This window comes from Syntrophotalea carbinolica DSM 2380 (assembly GCF_000012885.1).
Taxonomy (GTDB): domain Bacteria; phylum Desulfobacterota; class Desulfuromonadia; order Desulfuromonadales; family Syntrophotaleaceae; genus Syntrophotalea; species Syntrophotalea carbinolica.
Map to the genome: position 1 here is coordinate 3,226,513 of NC_007498.2, position 14,798 is coordinate 3,241,310.

Annotated in this window: 11 protein-coding genes and 1 riboswitch; of the genes, 7 read left to right on the top strand and 4 right to left on the bottom strand. The window is 58.1% G+C overall.

Translation table 11 applies throughout. The features are described from left to right. Positions 1-16: 16 nt before the first annotated feature. Entirely contained in the window at positions 17-1,018 is a 1,002-nt protein-coding gene (gene moaA, locus PCAR_RS15025; RefSeq protein WP_011342548.1) for a GTP 3',8-cyclase MoaA, read from the bottom strand. A 221-nt stretch (positions 1,019-1,239) separates the two neighbouring features. Between moaA and PCAR_RS15030 the strand changes: the two genes are divergently transcribed. Next, on the top strand, positions 1,240-2,217 hold the full coding sequence (locus PCAR_RS15030) for a thiamine biosynthesis protein (protein WP_011342549.1): 978 nt from the start codon (positions 1,240-1,242) through the stop codon (positions 2,215-2,217). A 108-nt stretch (positions 2,218-2,325) separates the two neighbouring features. Here the strand turns inward: PCAR_RS15030 and groL are convergent, their stop codons facing one another. Both groL and groES read right to left on the bottom strand, forming a co-directional pair. Further along, complete coding sequence (gene groL / locus PCAR_RS15035) at positions 2,326-3,981, bottom strand: chaperonin GroEL (RefSeq protein WP_011342550.1); 1,656 nt, start codon at positions 3,979-3,981, stop codon at positions 2,326-2,328. Positions 3,982-4,025: 44 nt separating this feature from the next. After that, positions 4,026-4,313, bottom strand: a complete 288-nt coding sequence (groES, locus tag PCAR_RS15040; RefSeq protein WP_011342551.1) for a co-chaperone GroES — start codon at positions 4,311-4,313, stop codon at positions 4,026-4,028. A 349-nt stretch (positions 4,314-4,662) separates the two neighbouring features. Further along, positions 4,663-4,750: riboswitch (ZMP/ZTP riboswitch) on the top strand. A gap of 45 nt (positions 4,751-4,795) precedes the next feature. On the opposite strand from groES, the gene PCAR_RS15045 reads away from it, so the two are divergent. Together PCAR_RS15045 and PCAR_RS19155 are read left to right on the top strand one after the other, a co-directional pair. Then, positions 4,796-5,872, top strand: a complete 1,077-nt coding sequence (locus tag PCAR_RS15045) for a pyridoxal-phosphate-dependent aminotransferase family protein (protein ID WP_011342552.1) — start codon at positions 4,796-4,798, stop codon at positions 5,870-5,872. 367 nt (positions 5,873-6,239) lie between these two features. Further along, complete coding sequence (locus PCAR_RS19155; protein ID WP_011342553.1) at positions 6,240-6,983, top strand: NINE protein; 744 nt, start codon at positions 6,240-6,242, stop codon at positions 6,981-6,983. 92 nt (positions 6,984-7,075) lie between these two features. Here PCAR_RS19155 and PCAR_RS15055 read toward each other — a convergent pair whose 3' ends face one another. Continuing rightward, positions 7,076-8,533 (bottom strand): sigma 54-interacting transcriptional regulator, encoded by a 1,458-nt coding sequence (locus PCAR_RS15055; protein WP_011342554.1) that lies wholly within the window; start codon positions 8,531-8,533, stop codon positions 7,076-7,078. Positions 8,534-8,732: 199 nt separating this feature from the next. Here PCAR_RS15055 and PCAR_RS15060 point away from each other — a divergent pair, with 199 nt between their 5' ends. From PCAR_RS15060 to PCAR_RS15075, 4 genes are all read left to right on the top strand, one after another. After that, complete coding sequence (locus PCAR_RS15060; protein ID WP_011342555.1) at positions 8,733-9,725, top strand: amidohydrolase family protein; 993 nt, start codon at positions 8,733-8,735, stop codon at positions 9,723-9,725. Positions 9,726-9,733: 8 nt separating this feature from the next. Then, positions 9,734-13,123, top strand: a complete 3,390-nt coding sequence (locus PCAR_RS15065) for an acyl-[ACP]--phospholipid O-acyltransferase (RefSeq protein ID WP_011342556.1) — start codon at positions 9,734-9,736, stop codon at positions 13,121-13,123. A 93-nt stretch (positions 13,124-13,216) separates the two neighbouring features. After that, a complete protein-coding gene (locus PCAR_RS15070; protein ID WP_011342557.1) occupies positions 13,217-13,822 on the top strand; it encodes a CDP-alcohol phosphatidyltransferase family protein in 606 nt (201 codons plus the stop codon). After that, positions 13,819-14,760: a phosphatidate cytidylyltransferase gene (locus PCAR_RS15075; RefSeq protein WP_011342558.1), complete on the top strand. Its 942-nt coding sequence runs from the start codon at positions 13,819-13,821 to the stop codon at positions 14,758-14,760. The genes PCAR_RS15070 and PCAR_RS15075 overlap by 4 nt, the downstream gene beginning before the upstream one ends. Positions 14,761-14,798: the final 38 nt, after the last annotated feature.

A 14,798-nucleotide genomic window follows, 5' to 3' on the forward strand; every position in this document is an offset into this window, starting at 1 on the left:
GCGGTGGCGCGAAACCTCAGCCGCCGATGCCATGCATGCGGCGCTTGCCCTGCCGGAAATCTTTTTCTCCGATGTGATGACGCTCCGGCTTGGCGCAGGCGGCGTTACGCATGATCTCTTCCAGCTCCGCATCGCTGGCATTACGCCGCAAGGCGGTGCGCAGGTCGATCTCCTCGGTGGAAAACAGGCAGGGGCGGATGCGGCCGTCGGCGGTAATACGCATACGATTGCATTCGCCACAAAAGTGCTCGGAGACCGCGGGAATAACGCCAATGTGCCCCGGACTGTCGGGGAAGTGGAACATGCGCGCCGGACCGGCCGGCCCCTGGCGCAGTTCGGGAACCAGCTTGCCGACCTTTTCCAAAGCTTTGATAATTTCGGCGGCCGGGAACATATTTTCGGGTGTGTACTCCAGCCCCCCGCTGACGGGCATGAATTCTATGAAACGAATGGCCCAGGGCTGATCCAGGGTCAAACGGGCAAAATCGGCGATTTCATCCTCGTTGACACCACGAATCGGCACCATGTTGATCTTCAGTGGGGTAAGGCCAACGGCCTCGGCGGCATGCAACCCCTCCAGAACCTTTTGCAGGCCGGTACGCCGGGTTATCTGTTTAAAGCGGTCCTCGCGCAAAGTATCGAGGCTGACATTGACCCGGCTTAGACCGGCCTTGCGCAAGTCGGCGGCCATGTCCGCCAGCAGAATACCGTTGGTGGTAAGGGTAACCTCGACCGACTCGGAAATGGAGGTCATTTCCTGAATAAATCCGACAATGCCCTTGCGCACCAGGGGTTCACCACCGGTGATACGAACTTTTTTAACCCCGCAGCGCACAGCCACCGCCACCACCCGCAGCATTTCCTCGTACGAGAGGACATCGGTGTGACTGACGGTGTCAACCCCTTCGGCCGGCATACAATAACGGCAGCGCAGGTTGCAACGATCGGTTACCGAAAGGCGCAGATACTCTACGGTACGCCCATAGTTATCCTGCAAAGTTTTTTTTGTCTTTTTCACGATGACACTTTCCCTGGCAATTCAAATATCGTATACAAAAATGAAACCACGTTTTATCCCCATTGACTAAGATTACCACCAACAAGCGTAGCAGGGCAAGGGGTATGGATAAAGGGGCGTATGATACCCCGCTGTACAGAAAACCACCCGGCCGCTAACAACATACGGCTTTTTTATCCGTCGCTGATACGCATAAAGACTTTTCGGAGGTTTATTTCACCATGAGCAAAGCACTTGGCCTTATTTCCGGAGGCCTCGACAGCACGCTGGCAGCCCTGACCCTCAAACAACAGGGGGTGGATGTTACCGGCATCGTCTTCGTCACACCTTTTTTTGGTGCGGCCCGCGCACGCCAGGCCGCCCGGCAGATCGATATGCCTTTAATCGTTGAGGAAATTGGCGAGATCCACCTTGACGTATTGAAAAACCCCCGTTACGGCTACGGCAAAAACCTCAACCCCTGCATCGACTGCCACGCCCTCATGTTCCGCCTGGCAGCCCGCCACATCCACAACGGCGAGTATGATTTCCTTTTTTCCGGCGAGGTGCTCGGCCAACGCCCCATGAGCCAGAACTTCAACGCCCTGCAAGCAGTGGCCAAACATGCCGACTGCGCGGATATCATTTTGCGGCCCTTATGCGCAAAGTTGCTGCCCGTAACCCCCATGGAAGAAAAGGGGCTGGTGGATCGCGAACAGCTTCTCGACATCCAGGGGCGTTCACGCAAGCGCCAGGAACAGTATGCGCGCCAGTGGGGACTGACCGAATATCCGGGCTCCGGAGGCGGCTGCCTGCTGACTGAAAAATCCTTCACCGGCAAGCTTCGCGACCTGCTCGATCACCAGCCCGATTGTACCGTGCATGATGTCGAACTCCTCAAACTCGGTCGCCAGTTCCGCCTGTCGAACTCGGCCAAGTTGACCCTGGGCCGCGACCAGCAAGGCAACGAAGCGCTTCAGGCGGCCTTGCGGCCGGAATACACCCTGCTGCATGCCACCGGCTTTCGCGGCCCGACCGGCCTGGTGAGCGGTACCCCAACCGAAGCGGATCTCAATCTGGCCGCCGCCATCGTGGCCGGCTACGGTAAAGGACGCGAGGAGGCCTCGGTCTGCGTACGCCTGCAACAGAACGATACGGAACGTATTATGGAAGTCGCCCCCCTGAGCCAGGACCGCATCATCCTGTTACAGATCCTTTAATCCTTAATAGATTCATCCTTCGATAACCGAAGGACGTACAACGCAAAAAGCCCCCCGGATCACTCCGGGGGGCTTTTTTTGCTTTTCAGGCTGCCAGAGGCAAACGGCTTACATCATGCCGCCCATGCCACCCATGCCGCCGGGCATACCACCAGGCATGCCACCAGGCATACCGCCGCCAGCTTCTTCCTTGGGCAGTTCGGCGATGCAGGCTTCGGTGGTCAGCATCAGGCCGGCCACGGAGGAAGCGTTCTGCAGAGCGCTGCGAACAACCTTGGTCGGGTCGATGATACCGGCTTCGATCATGTCGCAGTACTCATCGGCAGCAGCATTGAAACCGTAGGTATCGGCACCGCCGCGAACCTGGTTGACAACGATGGAGCCTTCGGCACCGGCGTTGGCCGAGATCTGACGCAGAGGCTCTTCCATAGCGCGTTTGACGATGTTCACGCCCCAGTTCTGCTCGCCGGGAAGATCCAGGCTCTCGATAGCTTTGATGCAGCGGATCAGCGCGACGCCGCCACCAGGAACGATGCCCTCTTCGACGGCTGCGCGGGTAGCGTGCAGGGCGTCTTCAACGCGGGCTTTCTTTTCCTTCATTTCAGTTTCGGTCGCAGCGCCGACCTTGACTACGGCAACACCGCCGACCAGCTTGGCCAGGCGCTCCTGCAGTTTCTCACGATCGTAATCGCTCTTGGTCTCTTCGATCTGCGCACGGATCTGCTTGACCCGGCCCTGAATATCGACTTCGCTGCCGGCGCCGTCGATAATGGTCGAGTTCTCTTTATCGATAACGATGCGCTTGGCATTGCCGAGCATGTCGATAGTAGCGTTTTCGAGTTTGAAACCGACTTCTTCGGAGATCACTTTACCACCGGTCAGGATGGCGATGTCTTCGAGCATGGCTTTACGACGGTCACCGAATCCGGGAGCCTTGACGGCAGCCACGTTCAGGGTGCCGCGCAGACGGTTGACAACCAGCGTAGCCAGAGCTTCGCCTTCAATGTCCTCGGCGATGATCAACAGCGGACGGCCCTGCTTGGCCACGGCTTCAAGAATGTTGATCATGTCGCGCATGTTGCTGATCTTCTTATCGTGGATGAGGATCATGGCGTCTTCCATGACCGCTTCCATACGCTCGGCGTCGGTCACGAAGTAGGGAGACAGGTAACCGCGATCGAACTGCATACCCTCGACGGTTTCCAGGCTGGTTTCCATAGCCTTGGCTTCTTCGACGGTAATAACGCCTTCTTTGCCGACTTTTTCCATGGCTTCGGCAATGATATCACCGATGGTCTTGTCGCTATTGGCGGAAATGGTACCGACCTGAGCGATTTCCTTGTGGTCCTTGATGGGCTTGGACAGTTCCTGCAGGTATGCCACGGCAGCTTCTACGGCCTTGTCGATGCCGCGCTTGATTTCCATGGGATTGTGACCGGCGGTAACCAGTTTAACGCCTTCACGGTAGATGCCCTGGGCCAGCACGGTAGCGGTGGTAGTACCGTCACCGGCGACATCGGAAGTCTTGGAAGCGACTTCCTTGACCAGCTGGGCGCCCATGTTTTCGAACTTCTCTTCGAGTTCGATTTCCTTGGCGACGGAAACGCCGTCCTTGGTGATCAGAGGCGCACCGAAAGAGCGGTCGATAACGACATTGCGGCCTTTGGGACCGAGGGTTACTTTAACAGCATCGGCCAACTGGTTGACGCCGCTGAGAATCAGGCTGCGAGCATCCTGTCCGAATTTGATTTCCTTGGCAGACATATCTATTTATCCTCCTTTGGATAGCTTGACTGGTAAGAATCTAATTACTCGAGAACACCCAGGATGTCGTCTTCACGCATAATCTGGTATTCCAAGCCGTCAATCTTGATCTCGCTACCGGCGTACTTGCCGAACAGGACGCGATCGCCGACCTTGATATCCATGGGGAGCACGGTTCCGTCTTCAAGCACCTTGCCCTTGCCCACGGCCTTGACGATACCCTGCTGGGGCTTTTCCTTGGCGGAGTCGGGAATGATGAGACCACCGGCGGTGGTGGTTTCCTCTTCAATACGCTCAACGATGATACGATCACGCAAAGGTCTGATGTTCATGATGCATTCTCCTTTCGTTCTGCCATAAAATTGAGTGCGGGAAAAATCCCGAAAACATCCTTCGCTATGCCAAACAAAAAAAGCTCAAGTCCGATTTTCGCGCGGACCAAAGCCTTGGACTTTGGCGCAATGTTAGCACTCGGTTTACATGAGTGCTAACAAGCATGGCTAAATATAATCAGCTGAATTTGAATGTCAAGGGATTTTGCTAAAAATCTGGCAAGGCCCAGTTGACATTTCGGAATTTTCAGGCATAAACGTATACCTAATCGTTCAAGAATCCGACTTGACTTTGCGAATCCAGGTGTGTTACTTGGTCTTTAACTCGACACTGAGTACCGACAATTCGAAGGTCTCCCGTAACTGGCGTCTCGAGGTGGATCACCACCGGGGAGCGGGGCCAAAAGACCTTACAGCCGTACGCCTGGGCCCCCTTTTAAAAAGGGCCAGGCGTTTTTTATTTTCTGAAGGAGCACACAGCCATGAGCAAGAAACTCTATATCCCCGGACCTGTCAAAGTGAGTGCCGATGTGCTGGAAGTCATGGCCACGCCCATGATCGGCCACCGCATGAAGGAATATGCCGTCCTTCACAAGGAAGTTACCGACGGCCTGAAAAAACTCCTGAACGCCCCCGGACCGGTATTTCTTTCCACCTCCAGCGCCTTCGGCGTTATGGAAGGCGCGGTGCGCAACCTGGTGCAGAAACGCTGCGCCTGCTTCGCCAACGGTGCCTTCAGTAAAAAGTGGTACGACGTAACCCTGCGCTGTGGCTTGGAAGCCGATCTTTTCGATACCGAGTGGGGCCAGCCGGTCACCGCCGAAATGGTCGATGCCGCCCTTGCTACCGGCAAATACGACGCCATGACCGTCGTCCACAACGAAACTTCCACCGGGGTCATGTCTCCTCTGGATGAAATCGCCGCGGTCATGAAAAAATACCCCGAGGTTTCCTTCATTGTCGATACCGTATCCTCCATGACCGCCGTCCCCATCGACGTCACCGCGTTGGGCATCGATGTCTGTCTGGCCGGCGTGCAGAAAGCTTTCGCTCTGCCCCCGGGACTGGCCGTGTTCGCCGTCAGCCAAAAAGCGCTGGACAAAGCCCGCACCACCCCCAACCGCGGATACTACTTCGACTTCGAGGAATTCGAAAAGAACGACGCTAAAAACAATACCCCCAGCACCCCCTGCATCAGCCAGATTTACGCCTTGCGTCATCAGCTGCAGAAAATGTTCGCCGAAGGTCTGGAAGATCGCTATGCACGCCACGCGCAGATGGCCGATGCGACCCGCGCCTGGGCGCTCAAGCAGGGCTTCGGTCTCTACGCCGCCGAAGGTGCCCGCTCCCAGACCCTGACCGCGGTCAAAAACGACGGCGGCACCGATGTAGCACGCCTCAAGGAATTGCTTGGCGAGCGCGGCTATGCCATGGACGGCGGCTACGGCAAAATCAAGAACGACACTTTCCGCATCCCGCACATGGGCGACATGACCATGGCGGACATGGAAGAATATTTCGCGCTGCTTGAGGAATTACTGCCCCAGGTGCGCAACTGATTTTCATCCGTACCCCCCGGATGAGAAAACCGGAGACATCCCCATGTCTCAACTTTTTATTTTCTCCTCAGGCCCCCTTCGGGGGGCCCTTTTTTATTTCCATACCGCCCACCTCCCGTTTTTCCATAATCGCCAATGGCGCTCGCCATACGCCCGGTTATATCCTGCGTGCATTTCTCCCCGTACACGGACCATAGCTGTCAACGATTGCAAACAACTACTCCTAACGACCTCCCGGCAACCGCTGTAAATCCGTTTGGCGCTCCGCTCTTGACAAATTGTTAACCAAACAATAAATTAGCGATGTTTTATTTTTATACTTCAATGAACCTGTCGGTTCCGTGCCTGAAATGGTCAAGGAGGCAACATGCCGGAAAACAACGCTTCATCCAAGTTTTGCTCTACCTGCGGAAAACCATTGCACCTGCAAGCCGAAATCTGCCCCCATTGCGGCGTCAGGGCCATGCCCGCACCCGGCACCGGGGTCAGCAAAGCAGCCCTGCTGCTTTTCACCTTTTTCCTCGGCGGCATCGGCGCTCACAAGTTTTATCTGCGAAAATACGGGCAGGGGGTTCTTTACCTTCTCTTCTGCTGGACCGGCATTCCCGGAATCGTTGCCTTCGTTGAATTCATCCTCTACTGCTTCAAAAGCGAAGCGGAACTGCAGCAATCCTATCCGATGACAAACGGAAGCGCCCTGGCGCTAGCCTTGATCGTGCCTTTCGGCATCATTCCCATCATTGGAATCCTCGCCGCTATCGCCATTCCCCAGTTTGTCTCCTACCGGCAGAAAGCCTATAACGCCGCGGCCTTGTCCGACCTCAAAAATTGCCGCACGGAAACCGAGGCCTACTATGCGGACAATTTCACGTATCCAACCCGAACCGGGCAGATGGTTTGCGGTACCGCCGATGGAGTGGCTGTTTACTTCCTGCCCCTGGGAGGGGAGGATTTTCAGATCATCAGTTTCCACAAAAACGGTGAAACCGCCTACCTGACAGGGAGCGAGAGTATCGAAATCTCCCAAAACTCCCGATCCGAGATCGAAAGTCAGCTCGCCGAGCAATTCGGCATGAGCGGTGGTTACGGTGCCTTCCATTTCATCGAATAGCCGGCATGTAAAAAGAGGCGGGCCGCATAAAGGGCCCGCCTCTTTATCGACCGGATGCACAGATATCCTGTCAGCTATGTATCCGCAGAACATCAACCAAGATGTTTCTTCACCGTACGGCGATCAAGGCCGGTGCAGCGGGCCACCGCCTCGATAGTCCCGTGCCGCCGATAGAGCATCTGGCAATACCCTGCCAGCAGTTGCTGGGCGCCAAGGGTACCTTTATCGACAGCATCGAGCAAATGCGGATCGGAAAAGCTCGTGATGGCCCCCGCCTCTCCCTGGTAATGGCCGGTTACAAGGATGCGGCGGATAGCCTGCTCCAGCTCCCGCACGTTACCCGGCCAATGATAGATGGGGCCGACGGAATCGACCAGCGTACTGCAAACAAAATCGACCAACTCTTCCCCTTGTCCGCCGAGCATGCGAAGCAATATGACCCGAACCATCGCCTCAAGTTCGCCGGGATCCTCCGCCAGGCGTTGCCGCAAGGGGGGCATGACAAGGATATCGGAACAGAGCCGGTAATAAAAATCGTCGCGAAACCGCCCATCCCTGCGCATGGTTTCAAGAGGCCTGTTGGTAGCGGCAATGACGCGGCCGTTAAAGCGCTGCTGTTCGTGACTACCGACAGGATAAAAGACGCGGTCCTGCAAAACCTGCAACAATTTGGTCTGCACCGGCAAGCTAAGATCGCCGATTTCGTCGAGGAAGATGGTCCCGTGCGGCGGGCAGCGACTGAAGGCTCCGGCATAGTCGCCGATGGCGCCGGTGAAAGCCCCCTTGCGGTGACCGAACAATTCCGATTCGATAAGGGTTTCCGGATACTGCGAAAGATTGAGGTGGATAAAATTGCGGGTAAAGCTTTCGGCAAAGCAGCCCTTGTTGGCGTTGTAGGGGATAAACCCGGAACGACCGATAGCCGCCGCAGCGGCCCCCTTGCCGGTGCCCGTTTCGCCGAGAAGCAGGGTCGAAAAATCCTCCATGCGATTCCAGAGCAGTTTTTCGTAACGCCGGATGTCGCTGGTGAAAATATTGTCCCACAAATGCCGCCGCAGTGTCTGCATGGAAGGACATAAACCGGCCAGGGTACCGTCAATGAAATAAAAGGCACGGCGGATCTGATAGAAGATCGCCAGATAGCGCAGGGCCTCGGCGTTTTCGAAACCTACCGAGGTCAGGTCGGAAAGCACTTCCCGGGCAAAAAGCGAACGGCACGGCACATCGCCGGCGGCAATCTGTCGCCGGATAAAACCGTCGAACTCTTCCCGGTAACGGTGATAGACATCGAACAGATAGGCGTGACGCAGCAACTCCCGATCTTCCCCGCCATAATGCCGAAGATCCGGTATGCCGAGTTTACTCAGCGCTTCTTTGGCCCGGACAGCAACCATGGCGAAAAGCTCATCCCGCCCGACATCTCCCTCCACAGCGGCAATGCGTCTGTCCAACGCTTCGCGTTCGGGGCTGAAGGGATTGGCAAAGGCAGCGCGCGCTATCAGGGAAAAGGTCCGATGATCGCCGTCGTTCAGTTTCTTTAAAGTCATCATGCATAAAATGTCTACCATACATGCACTATATGTCAACGGCAAACCTTGGATTTGTCCAGCAGCACGATGCTTTTCTAGAAATATCTTTATATTTCAACACCATAGAGCCGCACAGCGATTTTGGCATGGCATCTGCGATAGGACAGATCATATCCAAACGATTCCTGCACACTCATACACAACAGAAGGAGAGGCAACCATGCAGGATACTCCCGTCATCGACATCCACTGCCATGGTGCCGGAATCGGCGCTGGTCACAGCGGCTGCCGCATCGGGCAGCGCATGCGCCGCAGCTGGAAGTTTCGCCACTACCTCAAGGCCTTCGGGGTCACCGCCAACGAACTGGAACGCGAAGGGGACATATTGGTGATACGGCGTTTATCGACCCAGCTGGCCGCTTCGAACGCGGTGCACAAGGCCGTGCTGTTCGCCCTTGACGGCGTCATCGATGCCCGCGGCCAGCTGGACGAAGCGCGCACCGAACTGTACATCCCCAACACCTTTATCAAACAAGCCTGCCAGCGCCACCCCAATCTGCTGTTCGGCGCCAGCGTCAACCCGGCCCGCCCCGATGCACTCGATTGCCTGGAACGAGCCACCGCATGCGGGGCGGTTCTGATGAAATGGCTACCCTCCGTACAGGGCATCGACCCTGCGAATCCATCCCTGATTCCCTTTTACCAACGCCTGGCCGCATTGAAACTGCCCCTGCTGAGCCATACGGGAAACGAAGAATCCTTTACCCGGGCCGACAACACGCTGGCCGACCCGGAACGGCTACGCCTGCCTCTGGAGCAGGGGGTTACGGTCATCGCCGCCCACTGCGCCAGCAACGGACGCAACGACAGGCAGCGTAATTTCGATCGCTTCCTGACCCTTATGCGCACATTTCCCAACCTGCACGGCGACCTTTCGGCCCTGACCCAGATCAACCGTCTGGGACACCTGCAACGCATCCTGAAATATCCCGAATACCTGGACCGGCTGCATTACGGCACCGACATGCCCCTGCCCCGCACCGGCCTGACCTCGCCCTGGTTCCAGCTCGGGCGTCTGCCCCTGGCGACCATCCGAAAATTGGCCGCCATCGACAACCCCTGGGACCAGGACCTGCAACTGAAGCTGGCACTCGGTCTGCCCGCCCGCGTGCTGCACAACACCCACCGGCTCCTGCGCCGGCCATCTCTATGAGGATTGTTATGCCGACCACCGAACAGACCTCGCCACTCGCTGGCGCCTTCCATCGTCTCAATGCCGCCCAGGCCCTCGGCGCGCTGAACGACAACCTGATCAAGCTGATCATCGTCTTTGCTCTTATCAGCCGGCAAGGCGCCGATCAGGCCGGCACCATCGCCGCGCTCGGCAGCGCCGCCTTCATCGCCCCGTTCCTCCTGTTCTCGGCCTTGGCGGGCTCACTGGCCGACCATTTTCCCAAAAACCGCATCATTGTCTGGATCAAAGGATTCGAAATCGGCATTGCACTGCTGGCGGTTATCGGGACCTGGACGGGAAATCCGGCCCTGCTCTACCTGACGGTTTTTCTGCTGGGATGCCACAGTGCCATACTGGCTCCGGCCAAATACGGAATCGTACCGGAATTCGCCGCGAGGGAGGAGCTTTCCCGCGCCAACAGCCTGCTGGAAACCTTCACCTTCATGGCCATTGTCGGCGGCACGGCTCTGGCGCCGTTTCTGGTGCAGTTTTTCGGCGGCCGTCACCATATTTCACTGCTGATCGCCCTGGGTCTGGGTCTGGCGGGGTGGCTGCTGGCCCGAAGCCTGCCAACCACCGCGGCCGCGGCCGGCAACCGGACGTTAACGCTATCCCCCATGGCTTACTGGCGCACCTTGTGCAGACTGCGTCACGATCATTATCTGCTGCTGGCCATTATCGGTGCCGCTTATTTCCTGTTCGTCGGCGCCTTCTGCCAGCTCAACCTGCTGCCGTACGGCATCATCCGCCTCGGGCTCACCGAGGAACAAAGCGGCTATCTGTTTCTTGCCGCCGCCCTTGGTATCGGGGTCGGCTCGCTGCTGGCGGGACGGTTGTCGGGCCGCAACGTCGAGTTCGGAGTGGTGCCCATTGGCGCCGCTGGCCTCACCCTCGCAGCTTTCGACCTGCATGTGATTCCGGCTCACCTGCCGCTGGTACTGACTGTCATTGTCCTGTTCGGCATCAGTGCGGGGCTGTTCATCGTACCGCTGCAGGCATTCATCCAGATGCGTGCCCCGGCTGATCGTCGCGGTGAAATCCTGGCGGCGTCCAGTTTTCTCAGCTGGATGGGTGCCCTGGCCGCCTCGGGCCTGCTGTGGCTGATTTCCGGCCCCATGGGCATAGGCCCCGACGCCGCCTTCAGCCTGCTCGGCGCCATCACTCTGCTGCTGACCATCCTGACCCTGTATCTGCTGCCCGATTTTCTGTTACGTTTCATCGCCCTGGTGGTCATGCGCGTGGGATACCGGCTCACCATCACCGGACGGCAGCACATCCCCGTCGAAGGAGGAGCCTTACTGGTTGCCAACCACGTGTCCTGGGTCGATGCTCTGCTACTGACAGCGACCCAGCAGCGACGTATCCGTTTCGTCATGGATCGGGGCATCTATCAGACACCGCTATTGCGACAACTCTTCCGGTTGATGCGGGTGATCCCGGTTTCCGCCAAAGACGGCAGAAAAGGGTTGAAGGAATTCATCGGCGGCGCCCGCAAAGCTCTGGATGACGGCTATATGGTGTGTATCTTCGCGGAAGGGGAGATCACCCGCAACGGCATGCTCAACGAATTCAAGGGCGGCTTCGAACGCATCGTCAAAGGCACCGACTATCCGATCATTCCGGTGTACATCGGCGGCGCCTGGGGCAGCATCCTGTCGTACGCCCATGGCAAACTCCTGTCCCGCTTTCCCTCCCGGTTGCCCTACCCTGTCACGGTGGCATTCGGCGAGCCGCTGCCGGCCGGCAGCAGCGCTCATGCGGTACGGAGCGCCGTGATGGAACTATCCTGCGACTGGTTCAATGCCCGAAAACCGGAACGACGCAGCCTGGGCGAAATGTTCGTCGACACGGCCCGCCAGAACTGGCGACGGCCGGCCCTGGCCGACACCGGCGGTCGCCGCCTGAGCTACGGTCAGGCCCTGACAGCCGCACGCATTCTTGCTCAAAAACTCTCCCGCCTGACCGGCGATTCTCCCATGGTCGGGGTCTGTCTGCCGCCCACCGTCGGTGGCGCCCTGGCAAACCTGGCGTTGAATCTGAACGGCACGGTGCCGGTAAACCTTAACTATACCGCCTCCGACGACGCTATCCGTTCGGCCATCGCCCGATGCCAAATCACCTGCACCATCAGCTCACGGGTGTTTATGGAAAAGCTCGGCACCCTGCCGGAGCTGCCCGGGACCGTCTATATCGAAGACCTGCTCGCCGGCATCGGCAGCATCCGAAAAATGCGGGCCTTCCTCATCGCCCGTCTGTTACCGTCACGCTTCTGGGCCCGGCCGCAGAACTTCGACGCCGACCAACTCGCCACCGTGATCTTTTCCTCAGGCAGCACCGGCGAGCCCAAGGGGGTCATGCTGTCGCACCACAATATACTGTCTAACCTCGAAGCCCTGCGCATCGTATTCCGGGTCGACAAACGCGACAACATCTGTTCCGCTTTGCCGTTTTTCCACTCCCTGGGCTTCACCGGTACTCTGTGGCTGCCGCTGCTTTCCGGTTTTTCCGCCGTTTATCACACCAACCCCCTGGACGGCGCCACCATCGCCCGCACGGTACGGGAACACCGCTCGACCCTGCTGCTCACGACCCCGACTTTTCTCATGGCCTATATACGCCGGGCCAAACCCGCTGATTTTGCCAGCTTGCGTCTGGTGATGACCGGCGCCGAGAAACTCAAAACCAAACTGGCCGACAGCTTTGAACAAAGATTCGGCATCCGTCCCCTCGAAGGCTACGGCGCCACCGAACTTTCACCGGTCATTTCCCTCTCGGTACCCGACGTGGAAATCGACGGCATCCGCCAATCCGGATCCCGCGAGGGGAGTGTGGGGCTGCCGGTACCCGGCGTCGCAGTGCAGATCGTCGATCTGGACAACTACGTCCCTGTCGATGGGAAAAGCCCCGGTCTGATCCTGGTCAAAGGCCCGAACCTCATGCTCGGCTATCTCGGCCGGCCGGACAAAACCGCGGCAGCGATCCGCGACGGCTGGTACGTCACCGGCGATATCGGGCACCTCGATCGTAGCGGTTTCCTGCACATCACCGACCGGATGGCCCGCTTCAGCAAGATCGGCGGGGAAATGATCCCCCACGGGGCCGTGGAAGATGCCCTGCACACCGCCCTTGGCCGCACCGGCGTACTGGCAGTAACCGGCATCCCCGACGACAAACGAGGCGAAAAGCTGGTGGTGGTCCACACCCCGGAAGCCGGCGAAGGCGCTGCCTTGCACGATCTTTTGACACAAATCGAACTGCCCAACCTCTGGAAGCCGGGCAGGGACTGTTACGTACAGGTGGAAGCCATGCCGCTGCTCGGTACGGGCAAACTCGACCTGCGCGGGATCAGGAAAATCGCCATGACAGGGTTGGCGTAGAGGGCGATCCTCAGGTTTGCCCCCACGGGGATTTTGACAGCACGCCACCGCCAAAGGGCGAAAACCAAAATCACCCCACATACGAGGAAAACCATGACCATATACCAGCTCAAACCGGCCTTTCAGAATCTGCTGCGCCCCCTGTGCCGCGCGCTGGCACATCGCGGCATAACCGCCAATCAGGTCACCGTCACGGCCCTGCTGTTGTCGCTGGCCACCGGCGCCACCATTTGGCTCAGCGGAGGGTTCCGCTGGGCATTGGCCCTGTTGCCGGCGATATTGTTGGCGCGCATGGCCCTGAACGCCGTCGACGGCATGCTCGCCCGGGAACATGCCATGCAATCCTCTATGGGAGCGATCCTCAACGAACTCGGCGATGTCCTCTCGGATACCGCCCTGTATCTGCCTCTGGCGATTGTTCCCGGACTGAACCCCGCGCTGATGACCCTCATCGTGGTCCTGGCTGTTATCAGCGAAATGACCGGCGTGCTGGCCGTATCGATCGGCGCACAGAGGCGCTATGACGGACCGATGGGCAAAAGCGACCGAGCCTTCGCGTTCGGCCTGTTGGCTCTGCTGCTCGCGGCCGGCATATCCGTCGGACCCTGGCTGCACCTGGTTCTTGGCGGGATCCTGCTGTTACTGCTGTTGACCGTAGTCAATCGGGCCCGATGCGCCCTGATGGAGGTAAAGGCATGAACGGGATCACGTCCTTATCCGTAATCCATGCATACATGTTCGGCATCCTGGCGCTATTGACCCTCGCCACGACGACCGTTCTGGTTCTGAAACAACTCAAGCCAGGCAAGAATTTCACGGAACCCCTGTTACGCATCCGCACCTGGTGGCTGATCATCCTTCTGCTGTTCGGCGCGCTGTTGCTTTCCCGCGGTTCCGCCATCGTCTTTTTCGGCCTGATCTCCTACCTTGGTTTCAAGGAATTCATCACCCTCATACCGACCCGGCAGGCTGACCACCGGGTATTGGTCTGGGCCTACTGCGCAATCCCCGTGCAGTACTTCTGGGCATACATTGAATGGTACGGAATGTTCATCATCTATATCCCCATTTTCATGTTCCTGCTGTTGCCGGTGCGCATGCTGTTGCGCGGACAGACGGAAGGCTTCCTCAAAACCGCCGGCACCCTGCAGTGGGGCCTGATGACAACGGTGTTGAGCCTGAGCCATCTGGCTTACCTGCTGGTATTGCCTGACGATGGTCCCGCGGAACAAATGGGTGTAGGACTGGTTCTTTACCTGATCAGCCTTACGGAAATCAACGATGTCACCCAATACCTGTGGGGCAAAAGCTGCGGCCACCGCAAGGTAGTTCCGGAGGTAAGTCCCAACAAGACCTGGGCAGGCCTGGCCGGCGGCGTCGCCACCACGACCTTGCTGGCCCCGCTGCTGGCCCCCATGCTCACGCCCCTGTCCGTCTTCCATGCCCTGCTGGTAGGCTCGCTGATCGGCCTGTCCGGTTTTTTCGGAGACATCTGCATCTCCGCAGTCAAGCGCGACATCGGCATCAAGGACACGGGTACCCTGCTGCCGGGTCACGGCGGCATCCTCGACCGCGTCGACAGCCTGACCTTCACCGCACCGCTGTTCTTTCACTTTGTGCATTATTTTTATTTTTGAAAACCGTCCCCTGCGCTTGGCCGGATGTCCGTTAAGGG

What these genes read in the sequence shown, in the direction of transcription:
- PCAR_RS15030 (WP_011342549.1), top strand. Translation starts at nt 1,240, where the DNA reads ATGAGCAAAGCACTTGGCCTTATTTCCGGAGGCCTCGACAGCACGCTG.
- groL (WP_011342550.1), bottom strand. Translation starts at nt 3,981, where the DNA reads ATGTCTGCCAAGGAAATCAAATTCGGACAGGATGCTCGCAGCCTGATT.
- groES (WP_011342551.1), bottom strand. Translation starts at nt 4,313, where the DNA reads ATGAACATCAGACCTTTGCGTGATCGTATCATCGTTGAGCGTATTGAA.
- PCAR_RS15045 (WP_011342552.1), top strand. Translation starts at nt 4,796, where the DNA reads ATGAGCAAGAAACTCTATATCCCCGGACCTGTCAAAGTGAGTGCCGAT.
- PCAR_RS19155 (WP_011342553.1), top strand. Translation starts at nt 6,240, where the DNA reads ATGCCGGAAAACAACGCTTCATCCAAGTTTTGCTCTACCTGCGGAAAA.
- PCAR_RS15055 (WP_011342554.1), bottom strand. Translation starts at nt 8,533, where the DNA reads ATGATGACTTTAAAGAAACTGAACGACGGCGATCATCGGACCTTTTCC.
- PCAR_RS15060 (WP_011342555.1), top strand. Translation starts at nt 8,733, where the DNA reads ATGCAGGATACTCCCGTCATCGACATCCACTGCCATGGTGCCGGAATC.
- PCAR_RS15065 (WP_011342556.1), top strand. Translation starts at nt 9,734, where the DNA reads ATGCCGACCACCGAACAGACCTCGCCACTCGCTGGCGCCTTCCATCGT.
- PCAR_RS15070 (WP_011342557.1), top strand. Translation starts at nt 13,217, where the DNA reads ATGACCATATACCAGCTCAAACCGGCCTTTCAGAATCTGCTGCGCCCC.
- PCAR_RS15075 (WP_011342558.1), top strand. Translation starts at nt 13,819, where the DNA reads ATGAACGGGATCACGTCCTTATCCGTAATCCATGCATACATGTTCGGC.